At 73.7% G+C, this 13,847-nt stretch carries 13 protein-coding genes; 4 read left to right on the top strand and 9 right to left on the bottom strand.

Annotated elements, in window-relative coordinates; translation table 11 throughout:
* Positions 1 to 316: 316 nt before the first annotated feature.
* Complete coding sequence (locus ABZ924_RS35775; protein WP_361919432.1) at positions 317 to 1,315, bottom strand: NAD(P)-dependent alcohol dehydrogenase; 999 nt, start codon at positions 1,313 to 1,315, stop codon at positions 317 to 319.
* A 91-nt stretch (positions 1,316 to 1,406) separates the two neighbouring features.
* Here ABZ924_RS35775 and ABZ924_RS35770 point away from each other — a divergent pair, with 91 nt between their 5' ends.
* A complete protein-coding gene (locus tag ABZ924_RS35770) occupies positions 1,407 to 2,045 on the top strand; it encodes a TetR/AcrR family transcriptional regulator C-terminal domain-containing protein (protein ID WP_361919430.1) in 639 nt (212 codons plus the stop codon).
* A gap of 4 nt (positions 2,046 to 2,049) precedes the next feature.
* On the opposite strand, the gene ABZ924_RS35765 is transcribed toward ABZ924_RS35770, so the two are convergent.
* Together ABZ924_RS35765 and ABZ924_RS35760 are read right to left on the bottom strand one after the other, a co-directional pair.
* Entirely contained in the window at positions 2,050 to 3,381 is a 1,332-nt protein-coding gene (locus tag ABZ924_RS35765) for a metallophosphoesterase (RefSeq protein ID WP_361919428.1), read from the bottom strand.
* Positions 3,378 to 3,647 carry a hypothetical protein gene (locus ABZ924_RS35760; protein WP_361919426.1) on the bottom strand — a complete coding sequence of 90 codons (270 nt, stop codon included), beginning with the start codon at positions 3,645 to 3,647 and terminating at the stop codon, positions 3,378 to 3,380. The genes ABZ924_RS35765 and ABZ924_RS35760 overlap by 4 nt, the downstream gene beginning before the upstream one ends.
* A 121-nt stretch (positions 3,648 to 3,768) precedes the next feature.
* Between ABZ924_RS35760 and ABZ924_RS35755 the strand changes: the two genes are divergently transcribed.
* Positions 3,769 to 5,046, top strand: a complete 1,278-nt coding sequence (locus tag ABZ924_RS35755) for a D-alanyl-D-alanine carboxypeptidase (protein WP_361919424.1) — start codon at positions 3,769 to 3,771, stop codon at positions 5,044 to 5,046.
* 25 nt (positions 5,047 to 5,071) lie between these two features.
* On the opposite strand, the gene ABZ924_RS35750 is transcribed toward ABZ924_RS35755, so the two are convergent.
* The 4 genes from ABZ924_RS35750 to glyA all read right to left on the bottom strand — a co-directional run bounded on the left by ABZ924_RS35750 (position 5,072) and on the right by glyA (position 9,723).
* The gene (locus tag ABZ924_RS35750; protein ID WP_361919422.1) at positions 5,072 to 6,016 is read right to left on the bottom strand and encodes a YihY/virulence factor BrkB family protein; all 945 of its coding nucleotides are present in this window, start codon (positions 6,014 to 6,016) and stop codon (positions 5,072 to 5,074) included.
* Positions 6,017 to 6,191: 175 nt separating this feature from the next.
* A complete protein-coding gene (locus ABZ924_RS35745) occupies positions 6,192 to 6,791 on the bottom strand; it encodes a 2'-5' RNA ligase family protein (protein WP_361919420.1) in 600 nt (199 codons plus the stop codon).
* A 112-nt stretch (positions 6,792 to 6,903) separates the two neighbouring features.
* On the bottom strand, positions 6,904 to 7,917 hold the full coding sequence (gene trpS, locus ABZ924_RS35740; RefSeq protein ID WP_361919418.1) for a tryptophan--tRNA ligase: 1,014 nt from the start codon (positions 7,915 to 7,917) through the stop codon (positions 6,904 to 6,906).
* A 528-nt stretch (positions 7,918 to 8,445) separates the two neighbouring features.
* Positions 8,446 to 9,723, bottom strand: coding sequence for a serine hydroxymethyltransferase (gene glyA / locus ABZ924_RS35735; protein ID WP_361919416.1), 1,278 nt, complete (start codon positions 9,721 to 9,723; stop codon positions 8,446 to 8,448).
* A gap of 253 nt (positions 9,724 to 9,976) precedes the next feature.
* On the opposite strand from glyA, the gene rocD reads away from it, so the two are divergent.
* Complete coding sequence (gene rocD / locus ABZ924_RS35730) at positions 9,977 to 11,182, top strand: ornithine--oxo-acid transaminase (protein ID WP_361919414.1); 1,206 nt, start codon at positions 9,977 to 9,979, stop codon at positions 11,180 to 11,182.
* A 36-nt stretch (positions 11,183 to 11,218) separates the two neighbouring features.
* On the opposite strand, the gene ABZ924_RS35725 is transcribed toward rocD, so the two are convergent.
* Together ABZ924_RS35725 and ABZ924_RS35720 are read right to left on the bottom strand one after the other, a co-directional pair.
* The gene (locus ABZ924_RS35725) at positions 11,219 to 12,412 is read right to left on the bottom strand and encodes a glutathionylspermidine synthase family protein (protein WP_361919412.1); all 1,194 of its coding nucleotides are present in this window, start codon (positions 12,410 to 12,412) and stop codon (positions 11,219 to 11,221) included.
* Positions 12,413 to 12,416: 4 nt separating this feature from the next.
* Positions 12,417 to 12,677: a hypothetical protein gene (locus ABZ924_RS35720; protein WP_361919436.1), complete on the bottom strand. Its 261-nt coding sequence runs from the start codon at positions 12,675 to 12,677 to the stop codon at positions 12,417 to 12,419.
* 187 nt (positions 12,678 to 12,864) lie between these two features.
* Between ABZ924_RS35720 and ABZ924_RS35715 the strand changes: the two genes are divergently transcribed.
* Positions 12,865 to 13,689, top strand: coding sequence for a hypothetical protein (locus ABZ924_RS35715; RefSeq protein ID WP_361919434.1), 825 nt, complete (start codon positions 12,865 to 12,867; stop codon positions 13,687 to 13,689).
* Positions 13,690 to 13,847 lie beyond the last annotated feature (158 nt).

The raw sequence follows: 13,847 nt of genomic DNA, 5'->3' as shown, positions 1-13,847 counted from the left end.
CCCGCGCCTCAAGAAACCCGGCTCCGCCGGGCACCGGGCTCCGCCCGGACCCGCGCCTCAAACGCCGGCGAGGCTGGATTTGCCGGGCCCCCGTCAGGGTGTGGCGGGGGTGATCCCTCCCGGCTCAGGCGTCGGCGGAGCCGGCTGGGCTTCTGGGGCTCCGCCCCAGACCCCGCGCCTCAAACGCCGGCGAGGCTGGAGTTGCCGGACCCCCGTTCGACCGCGGGAGGCGAGCACGGGATTGCCGGACGCCGTTCGACAGCGGGAGGCGAGCACGGGATTGCCGGACCCCCGTTTCAGGCGTCGGCGGAGTCGGCTACGGGTGGCCCTGGGCGGCCGGGGCTATCGTGATGGCGGTTTTGCCGCGGGCCTGGCCGGCCGCGAGGCGGCGGATCGCCTCCGGGACCTCGTCCAGGCCGTACGTGGCGCCCACCACCGGGGTGATGCGGCCGGACTCGATCAGGCCGTTCAGGACGTCCAGGTCGGCCCGCCGCGGCGGCGCGAAGAACACGGCCAGCCGCTGCCGCACGAACGGCGACAGCGCGACCGCGCCGAACTGCCGCCCCAGCCCGATCCAGTCGCCGGCGTCCTCACCGCCCGCGATGACGAGGGTCCCGCGGGGCGTCAGAGCCCGGCGGAGCCGGGACAGCGGGCTGCTCCCGCCGATGTCCAGCACCAGGTCCCAGCTCCGGCCGCCGGCCGCGAAGTCCTCGCGGGTGTAGTCGATGACCTCGTCCGCACCGATCGAGCGCACCAGCTCCGCCTTGGCCGTGCTGCACACGCCGGTCACCTCCGCCCCGAAGGCCTTGGCCAGCTGCACCGCGTACGTCCCCACCCCGCCCGAGGCGCCGACCACCAGCACGCGCTGCCCAGGACGCACCCGGCCGGCGTCCCGCAGCCCGCGCAGCGCCGTGCACGCCGAGACCGCGACGACGGCGGCCTCCTCGAAGCCGAGCCGGGCCGGCTTGGGGGCGATCCGGTCCGCGCGGGCAGCCGCGTACTCGGCGAAGGAGCCGCGGGCGACCCCGTACACCTCGTCGCCGACCGCGAAGCCGGCCACCCCGGCGCCCACCGCGGCCACCGTCCCCGCCACGTCCAGCCCGGCCACCGGGTTCCTCGGCGTGCGCAGCCCCAGGCCCAGCCGGACCGCGTACGGCCTGCCCGCCATGGCGTGCCAGGTGCCCCGGTCCACTCCGGCGGCCCGGACCCGCAGGAGCACCTCGCCGGCCCCGGGGACCGGCCGGGGCACCTGCGCCGGCCGCAGCACGCCGGGCGGGCCGTAGCCCTCCTGGACGATCGCCCTCATGGATCCCATCCGGTCCACCCCTCTCTCCCGTACTAAGTACGACTTACTTAGTACGGTACCCTCGGGGCAGCAGTCAACTCCCCCACCACGACGGAGAGACATGGCCCCGCTCAGCCGGGACAAGGTGCTCGCCGCGGCGGTCGGCGTCGCGGACGCCGGCGGCCTCGCCGCGCTCACGATCCGGTCCCTGGCCCAGGAGCTCGGCGTCAAGCCGATGTCCCTGTACCACCACGTGCCCAACAAGGAGGCGATCATCGACGGCATCGTCGACGTCGTCTTCGCCGAGATCGACCTGCCGCCGGCCGACGCCGACTGGCGCACCGCCCTGCAGCACCGCGCACGCTCGGCCCGGGCCGTGCTGCGCCGACACCCGTGGGCGACCGCGGTGATGGAGTCCCGCGCCCACCCCGGTCCGGCCACGCTGCGCCACCACGACGCGGTCATCGCCACCCTGCGGCGCGGCGGCTTCCCCTTCGCGCTGGCGGCGCACGCCTATTCGCTGCTGGACAGCTACGTCTACGGGTTCGCCCTGACGGAGACCGCCCTGCCGTTCGACCCGCAGGACGCGGGCGGGGCCGCCGAGGACTTCCTGGCCGCGTTCCCGGCGCAGGCCTATCCGCACCTGGCCGAGTTCACCCGCGAGCACGTCCTCGCGCCCGGGTACGACCACGGGGCGGAGTTCGACTACGGTCTGGAGCTGATCCTCGACGGCCTCGAACGCCGCCTCGCAGCAGCCTGAGCCCTCAGGCCCGGTACGAGGCCAGTTCGACCACCGTGATGTCCGAGGGCGCGCCCACCCGGACCGGCGGCCCCCAGGCGCCCGCCCCGCGGGACACGTACAGCTGGGTGTCGCCGTAGCGCTCCAGGCCGGCGACGGTCGGATTGGCGAGCTCGGCCAGGTAGTTGCCCGGCCAGAGCTGGCCGCCGTGGGTGTGGCCGGACAGCTGCAGGTCCACGCCGTGGCGGACCGCCTCGTGGATGACGACGGGCTGGTGGGCGAGGAGCACGGCGGCGCGGGCGCGGTCGCGGTCCCCGAGGGCCGCTGCGAAGTCCGGGCCGTGGCCCTCCCGCTCGCCCTGGACGTCGTTGACGCCGGCCAGGTCGAAGTGCGGCAGGGCGCGGCGGGCGTTCTCCAACGGCGTGAGGCCGAGCTCGCGGACGTGCTCGATCCAGGGTGCGGCGCCCGAGAAGTACTCGTGGTTGCCGGTGACGAAGTACGCGCCGTGCCGGGCCTGCAGGGCGCGCAGCGGCTCGGCGGCGGGGCCGAGGTCGTGCACGGTGCCGTCGACGAGGTCGCCGACGACGGCGATCAGGTCGGGCTGGGTGCGGTTGACGGTCTCGACGATGCGGGCCGTGTGGGCGCGGCCGAGGACCGGGCCGAGGTGGACGTCGCTGACGACGGCGATCCGGAAGCCGTGCGCGGCGCGGGGCAGCTTGGCCAGGGGCACCCGGACCCGCTTCACGCGCGGCCCGCGCAGCACCCCGTACGTGCCGTACCCGACGGTCCCGGCCGCGGCGGTGGCCGCGACGCCGCCGACGGCGCGCGCGACGAACAGCCGCCGGCTGATCCCGTCCGGGGCGCCGGCCGCCGGCGGGCCGGGCTGCGACGGCTCGGACCCGGCTTCGTGCTGCGGCTCGGGCTCGCGCGCCGGATCGGGCTCGGGCTCGCGCGCCGGCTCCGGCTCCGGCTCCGGCTCCGGCTCCGGCTCCGGCTCCGGCTCCGGCGCAGTGGCCGCCTCCGCAGCCGCGGCCGCGGCCGGGCGACGGCGCAGCAGGACCGCGCGGACCGGTTCCGCGACCAGCATGGCGAGGCTCAGGTACAGCAGCACGGCGAGCCACAGGTAGCCCGGCCAGGCCACCGCCTGCTGCAGCGCGAACGGCGCTCCGGCGCGGCCCGAGGTGAGGGCGGCCAGCGACAGCAGCGGCAGGGCGAAGGCGAGGACGGTGCCGGTCCGGCGGGCCGGGCCGCCGGGGCGGGTCGTGTCCCGGACGAGGCGGACCCACAGCCAGCGGTGGACGAGCCCGAGCAGGGCCAGGAACAGCAGGACCGCGGCCGCGAAGAGCGCGACCGTCACTCCTTCGGCTCCTGCGGGGCCTGCCGCGCCTCACGCCGCAGCGCGAGGACCCCGCGCAGGCCGATCACACCAACGGCCGTCCCCAGGAGAAAAGACGTGATCGCCAGGAGAAGGTGTACCCAGAAATATGTCGTCGGCTCACCGGCCGCGTCAAAGGCCAGGCCGCTGCCGTCCTTCCACAGGTTCCGGACGAAAGACACCCAGATGAACCAGCTCCACACTCCGAAGACGAGCAGGAACCAGGAGGCGGCGCGGCTGAGTTTCATGCCCCCAGTATCGGTTCGGTCCCCGGGACGGGTGCGCGGGGGTGGGCTGTCCCGGCACTGGTTGGCCCGACTTGGCCGGTCCCGGACGGCCGCGCTGCGATCTGCATGTACGTTCACCTGCGTGTCTGCAAAGAAGACTGCATGGACGGTCCTGTCCGCCGGGCTGCTCTTCCCCGGGCTGCTCGTCCCCGCCCTCCTCGCGGCGCCCGCCCACGCCGCGCCCCCTCCGCCCCCGGCCGACGGCAAGGGGAAGCCGCACGAGGCTCCGGACCCCGGGCTCGCGCCGCCCGAGTCGATGTCCACGGTCGGCGGGGCGCTGCTCGGCAAGCCGGGGGTGCAGGTGAGCCCGATGGCGGGGGCTCCCGCCCTGCCGGGCAACCTGACGGGGCGGTCGTGGATCGTGGCCGACGCCGAGACCGGGGAGGTGCTGGCGGCCAACAACGCGCACTGGCGGCTGCCTCCGGCGTCCACGATGAAGATGCTCTTCGCCGACACGGTGCTGCCGAACCTGCCCAAGGACCAGGTGCACAAGGTCACCGTGCAGGAGTTGGAGGGAGTGGGCGCAGGCTCCAGCGAGGTCGGGCTCAAGGAGGAGCTCGACTACACGGTCCACGACCTGTGGCTCGGGGTCTTCCTGCGGTCCGGCAACGACGCCGTGCACGTGCTGTCCGCCATGAACGGCGGCATCGAGAAGACCGTGCACGACATGCAGGCGCACGCCGAGGAGCTCCAGGCCCTCGACACCCACGTCGTCTCGCCCGACGGCTACGACGCCTCGGGCCAGGTCTCGAGCGCGTACGACCTCACCCTGATCGCCCGCTCCGGCCTGCAGAAGAAGGACTTCCGCGAGTACTGCGGCACGGCCAGCGCGAAGTTCCCCGGTGAGCAGGAGCCGGGCAAGCCGCGCGAGTACTACGAGATCCAGAACACCAACCGGCTGATGACGGGCGCGGGCGGCATCACCCCGTACAAGGGCATCGCCGGGGTGAAGAACGGCAACACCACCATGGCCGGGGCCACCTTCACCGGCCTGGCCCAGCACGGCGACAAGAAACTGCTGGTGACGGTGATGAACCCGAGCGCGGGCGGGGCCAACTCGGTCTACGAGGAGACCGCCATGCTCCTCGACTGGGGCTTCGCGGCGGCCGGGAAGGTCCGCCCGATCGGCGAGCTGGTGCCGCCGAAGAGCGCCGACACCTCCTCGCACGGCTCCCCCGCCCAGTCCCACGAACGGGCCTCGGTGGCGGCCGGCTCCGGCCCTGGCGGCGGCCTCGGGACCGCGCTCGGCGTGGCGGGCGGGACGCTGGCCGTGGTGGCGGGCGGCGTGTACGCCGTGAACCGCCGCTTCCCGCCGGGCCGGCGCAGCCGCGGCCAGGACCCGGACCCCGACGCGCCGTGAGCGCGGGGAGGGGGTCGCCGGAGGGTCAGCCGTCCGCGGCCCGGGCGGGCCGGGAGCCGTGCCCCTCCCCGTCGGCCGCCTCCCCGTCGGCCGCCTCCCCCTCCGCGGCGCCCGCCTCCCCCTCGGCGGGGGTGGCCGTCCAGGCCGCGCAGAACAGCAGCAGCTTCGCCGTCAGGTTGATCCAGATCAGCAGCGCGACCGGCACGCCGAAGGCCCCGTACATGCTCTTCGTGGCGACCCCGCGCATATAGCCGCTGAGCAGCAGTTTCAGCAGTTCGAAGCCGATCGCGCCGAGCAGGGCCGCCTGGACCAGCCGACGGCGCGGCGGCTCCACCCCCGGCAGCAGCGTCAGCAGGTACAGCAGCAGCAGGAAGGCGGCCACGACACCGACGAGGAAGGCCCCGGCGCGCAGCAGGAACCCGCCCGCGCCGTGCGGCGGGATGCCCAGCGCGGATCCGAACTTCCCGACCGCGCTGGCGCCGATGATCGAGGCCGCGGCCGAGGCCAGGCCCGCCGCGCCCAGGCCCAGCAGGACGAGGGTGTCCTTGCCCTTGCGGACGACGATGTTGCCGTCGTCCTCGTCGTCCTTCTCCCACACCGCGCGCAGGCAGTCCCGCATGGAGCCGACCCAGCCGACGCCGGTGAAGAGGAGCACGACCGCGGCGACGAGGCCGATGGTGGCCGCGTTCGCGACGAGCCCGGGCAGGTTCAGCTGGTCGGAAATGCCGGGGACCTGCTCGGCGAGGGCCTTCTGCAGCTTGTCCAGCTGGTCCTGGCTGAGCAGCGCCGCGCCGACCGCGGCGGCGAGGGTGATCAGCGGGAAGAGGGCGAGGAAGCTGATGAAGGTGATCGCGGAGGCCAGCCGGGTCCAGTGGACCCGGTCGAGGCGCTCGTACGCGTGCCAGGGGCGGGTCCGCATCAGGCGGGCGGCCGCCGGCCCGACCACCGGGAGTTTCCTCAGCCAGTCCATGGGGTCACCGTAAAGGAGCGTACGGAAATCGCCGGGATTGCGGCGTCGGGGCGCTACGGTCGTCGATTGTGACTTTTCGTCCCGGTCTTCGCCCGTTCCACACCCTGGTCCTGCGGACGGTCCGTTTCCACGCACGCCAGACCCTGCGGCCGCTGCGCTCGCCGCGCCCGCCGCGTCAGGTGCGCCGTACGGGGGCCTCGGTCACCTCGTCGGCCGGTGAGCCGGGCTGCGCCGGGACCCCGCCGGCGGCGCCGCTGCCGAAGGGGTACTCGCGCAGCTTGCGCCAGACCCCGTCGGAGCCCTGCTCGTAGAGCGCGAAGCCGGTGCACATCCACTCGGCCGCGTAGTCGGCGAGGGTGTCGAAGGCCAGGTCCATCGCCTCTTCGGAGATCCCGTGGGCGACGGTGACGTGCGGGTGGTACGGGAACGCCAGCTCCCGGTCGATCGGGCCCTGCGGGTCGCGGACCAGGCCCTGGAGGCGGGTGCAGCCCGGGCCGCCCTCGGCGAGCTTGACGAAGACGACCGGCGAGAGCGGGCGGAAGGTACCCGTGCCCTCCAGGCGCATCGCGAACGGCGCGAAGGCCGCCGCGACCTCGGCCAGGTGGGCCCGGATCTGCGGCAGCCGGTCCCCGGCCACCTCGGTGGGCGGGACGAGGGTGACGTGCGTGGGGATGCCGTGCGCGGCGGCGTCCCCGAAGCCGGCGCGCAGCTGCTGGAGCTGGCTGCCGTACGGCTCCGGGACCGCGATCGAAACGCCGAGCGTTACGGTCCCCACGTATGTCTCCTCCGTCGTCTGTGTGGCGGCTTGTACGTGTGCGCCGCCGGTCCCCAGTGTGGGGCCGGCGGCCCCGGGGCGCCAGGCCCCTTCTCGCTGCCCGACTGCCGGGTCAGTGCTTCGCGGGCACGAACCCGATGCGGTCGTACGCCTGTGCCAGGGTCTCCGCGGCGACGGCGCGGGCCTTCTCGGCGCCCTTGGCCAGGATGGCGTCCAACGTCTCCGGGTCGTCCAGGAATTCCCGGGTCCGCTGCTGGAACGGTGTGACGAACTCGACCATCGCCCCGGCCAGGTCCGTCTTCAGCGCGCCGTAGCCCTTGCCCTCGTAGCGGGCCTCCAGGGCCGGGATGCTCTCGCCCGTGAGGGTGGAGTAGATCGTCAGCAGGTTGCTGACGCCGGGCTTGTTCTCCGTGTCGAAGCGGACCTCCGCCTCGGTGTCGGTGACCGCGCTCTTGATCTTCTTCTCGGTGACCTTGGGCTCGTCGAGCAGGCTGATGAGCCCCTTGGGGGACGAGGCCGACTTCGACATCTTGATCGACGGGTCCTGGAGGTCGTAGATCTTCGCGACCTCCTTGACGATGTGCGCGGCGGGCAGGGTGAAGGTCTGGCCGAAGCGGTGGTTGAAGCGCTCGGCGAGGTCGCGGGTGAGCTCCACGTGCTGGCGCTGGTCCTCGCCGACCGGGACGGCGTTCGCCTGGTACAGCAGGATGTCGGCGACCTGGAGGATCGGGTACGTGAACAGGCCGACGCTGGCGCTGTTCACGCCGCCCTTGGCGGACTTGTCCTTGAACTGGGTCATCCGGCTGGCCTCGCCGAAGCCGGTGATGCAGTTCATGACCCAGGCGAGCTGCGCGTGCTCCGGGACGTGGCTCTGGACGAAGAGCGTGCAGCGCTCGGGGTCCAGGCCGGCGGCGAGCAGCTGCGCGGCGGAGAGCCGGGTGTTCGCGCGGAGGTCCTTGGGATCCTGCGGCATGGTGATCGCGTGCAGGTCGACCACCATGTAGAAGGCGTCGTGCGTCTCCTGCAGGGCGACGTACTGGCGGATCGCTCCGAGGTAGTTCCCGAGGTGGAACGAGCCGGAGGTGGGCTGGATGCCGGAGAGCGCGCGAGGACGATCAGAAGCCATGGCTTCATTCTCTCAGGTGTGGGGCGCGGCTCGGGCCGCGCTGTGGCCGGAACCGGACCGCACCCTGCGGGTGCGGCCGGGCTCCGGCCCTGCCCCGCGGCCTACCCGCGGGTACCGCCCGTGGCCGATTCCCGCCCCACCTGAGCGACCGCTTTCAGCCGCCGCGCCGGCGTGCCGAGCCCCCGCTGCGCGGAGCCGCCCCCCACCCCGCCCCTTCCCGAAACCCGGCCCTGCGGCCCCGGCCCCCGCCCGCCTCAATCGCCGGCGCGGCTCAAAGATCGGGGCTCCGCCCCGGACCCCGCGCCTCAAACGCCGGCGAGGCCGGAAAATCCAGCCCGCGCGGCGTTTGAGCGCACCGGGCGCGGAGCGCCCTGGGGGTCCCCCCAGCGGTAGCTGGGGGAGGGTCCGGGCGGAGCCCGGTTTCTGGGGGCACCTCCCAGCGGTAGCCGGGGGAGAAGGGGCGGGGAGGGGACATGCTCCGCGCAGCGGCAGCCCGCCACCGGCAGCCGGCCGCCGGGCCTGGCGGGGTCAGGAAAGCGGGAGGCCCGGGGCCGGGTAGGACTGGAGGAGGTCCGCCACCTCCTGGCGGATCTTGGACAGGGCCGGCTCGTCGCCGGAGGCGGCGGCGGCCACCGCCCGCCCGATCCACTCCGCGACCTGCGGCATGTGCTCCGGGGTCAGACCCCGGGAGGTCAGCGACGGCGTCCCGATCCGGATCCCGGACGGGTCGAACGGCTTGCGCGGGTCGAACGGCACCGTGTTGTAGTTCACCACGATCCCGGCCCGGTCCAGGGCCTTCGCCGCGACCTTGCCGGGGACGCCCTTCCCCGTCAGGTCGATCAGGACCAGGTGGTTGTCCGTGCCCCCGGACACCAGGTCGAATCCCCGCTCCAGCAACGCAGCGGCCAGCGCCTTCGCATTGGCGACGACCGTGTGCGCGTACGTCACGAACGCCGGCTGCGCCGCCTCGTGCAGGGCCACGGCGATACCGGCCGTGGTCTGGTTGTGGGGCCCGCCCTGCAGGCCGGGGAAGACCGCCTTGTCGATGGCCTTGGCGTGCTCCTCGGTGCACATGAGCATCGCGCCCCGCGGCCCCCGCAGCGTCTTGTGCGTGGTGGTGGAGATGACGTCGACGTGCCCGGCGGGCGAAGGGTGGGCCCCGCCCGCGATCAGGCCGGCGATGTGGGCGACGTCGGCGACGAGGACCGAGCCCGCCTCCTTCGCGATGGAGGCGAACGCCTCGAAGTCGATCGTGCGCGGCAGGGCGGTACCGCCACAGAAGATGATCTTCGGGCGCTCGGCCAGGGCCAGGTCCCGCACCGCGTCGTAGTCGATGAGCCCCGTGTCGGCCGACACCCCGTACTGCACGCCCCGGAACCAGGAGCCCGTCGCCGAGACCCCCCACCCGTGCGTCAGGTGACCGCCCATCGGCAGGGCCATGCCCATCACCGTGTCGCCGGGCTTGGCGAAGGCCAGGTACACGGCGAGGTTCGCGGGCGAGCCGGAGTACGGCTGCACGTTCGCGTGGTCCACGCCGAACAGCCCCTTCGCCCGCTCGACGGCCAGCGCCTCGATGCGGTCGATGTTCTGCTGGCCCTCGTAGTAGCGGCGGCCCGGGTAGCCCTCGCTGTACTTGTTCTGCAGGACGGTCCCGGAGGCCTCGAGGACGGCCGCGGAGACGTAGTTCTCGCTCGGGATCAGGCGGAGCGTCTGCGCCTGGAGGACTTCCTCGGCGGCGACGAAGGACGCCAGCTCGGGGTCGGTGGCGGCGAGGGCGGGGTGGCGGGGCTGGGGCGTCGCGCTCATGGCGGCTCCTGTCGGGGTCGATGTCGGATCTCGTCCCCGCAGGGGCCCAGGCGAGCGGCCCTGTGTGCGGTCGTGCGCGCACGACTCCCCCGGAGTCCGTTCTCCGTGCGCCAGTCGCCGTGCGTACGGCCAACCTTAGCGGGCACGGCACCGGAAAGGTTTCCGCGTCCGGTATACGAGCGACGTATAGCCGTATACAGGTGGCGCCACCCTGTCACCCGGCCCGTCCGCCCGACCGACGATCGGAGACCCCGTGTCGAGAACTGCAGATGCCATCGCCTCCGCCGAGGCGCACAGCGCCCACAACTACCACCCGCTGCCCGTCGTCGTGGCGACGGCGGAGGGCGCGTGGATGACCGACGTCGAGGGGCGCCGCTATCTCGACATGCTCGCGGGGTACTCGGCGCTCAACTTCGGCCACGGCAACCGCCGTCTGCTGGACGCGGCCAGGGCGCAGCTGGAGCGGGTCACGCTCACCTCGCGGGCCTTCCACCACGACCGCTTCGCCGACTTCTGCACCGAACTCGCCGCGCTGTGCGGCAAGGAGATGGTGCTGCCGATGAACACGGGCGCGGAGGCCGTGGAGACGGCCGTGAAGACCGCCCGCAAGTGGGGCTACGAGGTCAAGGGCGTCCCGGACGGCCACGCCAAGATCGTGGTCGCGGCCGACAACTTCCACGGCCGTACGACGACCATCGTGAGCTTCTCCACCGACCACGAGGCCCGCGACCACTTCGGCCCGTACACGCCCGGGTTCGAGATCGTCCCGTACGGGGACCTCACCGCCCTCGCCCACGCCGTCACCCCGAACACGGTGGCCGTGCTGCTGGAGCCGATCCAGGGCGAGGCCGGGGTGCTGGTGCCGCCGGCCGGTTACCTGCGCGGGGTGCGGGAGCTGACGCGCGAGCGGAACGTGCTGTTCATGGCAGACGAGATCCAGTCGGGGCTGGGCCGCACGGGCAGGACCTTCGCCTGCGAGCACGAGGACGTCGTCCCGGACGTGTACCTCCTCGGCAAGGCGCTCGGCGGCGGCGTGGTGCCGGTCTCCGCGGTCGTCGCCGACCGGGACGTCCTCGGCATCTTCAAGCCCGGCGAGCACGGCTCCACCTTCGGCGGCAACCCCCTGGCCTGCGCCGTCGCCCTGGAGGTCGTCGCGATGCTGCGCACCGGCGAGTACCAGCAGCGCGCCGCCGAGCTCGGCGACCACCTGCACCGGGAGCTGAACCTGCTGGTCGGCGGCGGGGCGGTGACCGCGGTGCGCGGGCGCGGGCTGTGGGCGGGCGTGGACATCGAGCCCGGCCACGGCACGGGCCGCGAGGTCTCGCACCGGCTGATGGAGCGCGGCGTGCTGGTCAAGGACACCCACGGGGCGACGATCCGGATCGCTCCCCCGCTGGTGATCTCCAAGGAGGACCTGGACTGGGGCCTCGACCAGCTGCGCGCGGTCCTGTCGGTCTGACCGTCTGACGGTCTGACGTCGAGGCCCAGCCGGGGCTCAGAGGATGACGTGGGGCAGGAAGCGGGCGTACTCGTCCGTGACCGGCCCCGCGGACTCGCGGATGCCGAGCCCCGCCGCCTCCTCCTCGACGACCCACGCGCCGAGCACGACCCGGTTGCCGTCGAAGTCGGGCAGCGGGGCGAGGCCCTGGTACACGTACCGCTCGCCCTCGGCCGGGGTGAAGGGCTCGTCCCCGCCCGGAGGGTGCAGGCTGACCCCGGCGCCCTCGCGGCCCAGCAGCGGCTTGGCGGCGAAGCCGGTGGTGGCGGGCAGGTCGCGCGGGCCGTCGAGGTAGGCGGGCAGCAGGTTGGGGTGCTCGGGGAAGAGCTCCCACAGGATCGCCAGCAGCGCCTTGTTGGACAGCAGCATCTTCCACAGGGGCTCGATCCAGCTGGTGGTGCCGGTGCCGCCGCCGAGGTCGTAGGTGTCGAGGACGTGCGGGCCGAAGTCGTCGGTGGCCAGCCACTCCCACGGGTAGAGCTTGAAGCAGCTGCGGATGAAGCGCAGTTTCTCGTCCACGAACCGGCCCGACAGGCCGTCCCAGCCGATCTTCTCGACGGACAGGGCCTCGGTGTCCAGGCCCGCCTGCTCCGCGGTCTCCTGGAGGTAGGCGACCGTCATCAGGTCCTCGCCGAGCTCGTCGGTCTCGGAGTGCGCGAAGTGCACCGGGCCGGGCGGCAGCAGCTCCGCCTGCCGGCGCCAGGCCTCGACGAGCCGCTCGTGCAGGGAGTTCCACTGGTCGGCGCCGGGGAAGCGCTCCTCCATCCAGAACCACTGCGGACTGGCCGCCTCCACCAGGGAGGTGGGGGTGTCGGCGTTGTACTCCAGCATCTTGGCCGGGCTGCCGTCGCCGTCGTAGCGCAGGTCGAAGCGGCCGTAGAGGGACGGCTGTTCGGCGCGCCGGCGCCAGGACTGCGCGATCCGCCCGGCCAGGCGCCGGTCGGTGATGCCGAGGTCGGCGAAGCGGTCGTGCTCGACGATGTGCTCGGCCGCGGCCAGGCACATGGCGTGCAGCTCCTCGACGACGTTCTCCAGCGCCTCGATCTCCGGGAGGGTGAAGGAGTAGTACGCGCTCTCGTCCCAGTACGGGCGCAGGGAGTCGTCGGGGTAGCGGGTCAGGGGGTAGATCAGCCCCTGCTCCTCGACCGTGCGCTGCCAGTCGGGGCGGGGCTCGATGGTGTGGCGCCGCACGGGGTCAGCCTCCGCTGGAGCTGGAGTGGCCGCCGATGCCGCCGCGGGTGACGGCCGACTTGTCGAAGCTGCCGCCGCTGACCTTGTTGTTCTTGACGCTGCCGCCGTAGTAGTACGCGCCGCGGCCGCCGCTGCGGCACTCCTTGGTGTTCAGCTTCTCCATGGTGACGCGGTCGGCGCAGCGCTTGTCCGGTTCGCTGCCGCACGACACGAGGGCGGCGGCGAGCAGGCCCATGCCGCCGAGGACGACGGCGCCCGAGCGCATGCGGTTCCGGCCGGGGATGCCGCCGCCCGCGGTGCCGCTCGTGGTGCCGCTCGTACTGCTGCTGGTGCTCCTGCTGCTGTCACTCTCCATGGCCGACAGACTAGATCGGGGCCCGGGACCGATGGAATCCGGCCGCTCGGATCCGCGCAACCCCTCCATGACCTAGAGTCCGTTCGTGCTCCTTGGGATGGTTTGTGCGCTTGGTGCGGCGATCTGTTTCGGAACGGCGTCGGTCCTGCAGGCGGCCGCGGCGCGGGCCGCCGAGCCGGGGACGGGGTCCGGGGTGGACACCGCACTGCTGTGGCGCGCGGCGCGGCAGTGGCGGTACCTGGCCGGGCTGGCGCTGGACGCGTTCGGGTTCGTCCTGCAGATCGTGGCCCTGCGGAACCTCCCCGTGTACGCGGTGGGCGCGGCCCTGGCGGCGAGCCTCGCGGTGACGGCGGTGGTCGCGGCGCGGGTGTTGCGGGTGCGGCTGCGCGGGGCCGAGTGGGCCGCGGTGGCGGTGGTGTGTGCGGGGCTGGCGATGCTGGGGCTGGCCTCGGGCGAGGAGGGCCCGGGGAAGGGCTCGCTCGGCCTGGAGCTGGCGCTGCTGGGGACCGCGGCGGCGGTGCTGCTGGCCGGGGCGGTGTGCGGGGGCCTGCCGGACCGGCCGCGGGCCCTCGCCCTCGGGCTGGCCGCCGGGACGGGGTTCGGGGTCGTCGAGGTCGCGGTCCGGCTGATCGACACGGTCTCGCCGGCCGAGCTGCGCAACCCGGCGCTGTACGCGCTGCTGCTGGGCGGGGGCGCGGCGTTCCTGCTGCTGACCTCGGCCCTGCAGCGCGGCTCGGTCACGGCGGCCACGGCCGGCCTGGTCCTGGGCGAGACGATCGGGCCGGCGGTGGTGGGGGTGGCCTGCCTCGGCGACCGCACGCGGGAGGGGCTGACCTGGCTGGCCGCCCTTGGCTTCGCCGTGGCGGTGGGCGGCGCCCTCGCCTTGGCCCGCTTCGGCGAGCCCCCGCCCCCGGCCCGATAGCCCCCGCTGCGCGGAGCGGCTCCCGCTGCGCGGAGCTGTCCCCTCCCCGCCCCTTCCCGAAACCGGTGCTCCGCCCCGGCCCCCGTCCGCCTCAAACGCCGGCGAGGCTGGAAAATCCAGCCCGCGCGGCGTTTGAGCGCACCGGGCGCGAAGCGCAC

The organism is Streptomyces sp. NPDC046876, from assembly GCF_040645035.1.
In the GTDB taxonomy this organism is placed as follows: Bacteria; Actinomycetota; Actinomycetes; order Streptomycetales; family Streptomycetaceae; genus Streptomyces.
Note: the sequence above shows the minus strand (reverse complement) of the source record. Positions and strands in the feature narration are given on the sequence as shown.

What these genes read in the sequence shown, in the direction of transcription:
- ABZ924_RS35775 (WP_361919432.1), bottom strand. Translation starts at nt 1,315, where the DNA reads ATGGGATCCATGAGGGCGATCGTCCAGGAGGGCTACGGCCCGCCCGGC.
- ABZ924_RS35770 (WP_361919430.1), top strand. Translation starts at nt 1,407, where the DNA reads ATGGCCCCGCTCAGCCGGGACAAGGTGCTCGCCGCGGCGGTCGGCGTC.
- ABZ924_RS35760 (WP_361919426.1), bottom strand. Translation starts at nt 3,647, where the DNA reads ATGAAACTCAGCCGCGCCGCCTCCTGGTTCCTGCTCGTCTTCGGAGTG.
- ABZ924_RS35750 (WP_361919422.1), bottom strand. Translation starts at nt 6,016, where the DNA reads ATGGACTGGCTGAGGAAACTCCCGGTGGTCGGGCCGGCGGCCGCCCGC.
- trpS (WP_361919418.1), bottom strand. Translation starts at nt 7,917, where the DNA reads ATGGCTTCTGATCGTCCTCGCGCGCTCTCCGGCATCCAGCCCACCTCC.
- glyA (WP_361919416.1), bottom strand. Translation starts at nt 9,723, where the DNA reads ATGAGCGCGACGCCCCAGCCCCGCCACCCCGCCCTCGCCGCCACCGAC.
- ABZ924_RS35720 (WP_361919436.1), bottom strand. Translation starts at nt 12,677, where the DNA reads ATGCGCTCGGGCGCCGTCGTCCTCGGCGGCATGGGCCTGCTCGCCGCC.
- ABZ924_RS35715 (WP_361919434.1), top strand. Translation starts at nt 12,865, where the DNA reads ATGGTTTGTGCGCTTGGTGCGGCGATCTGTTTCGGAACGGCGTCGGTC.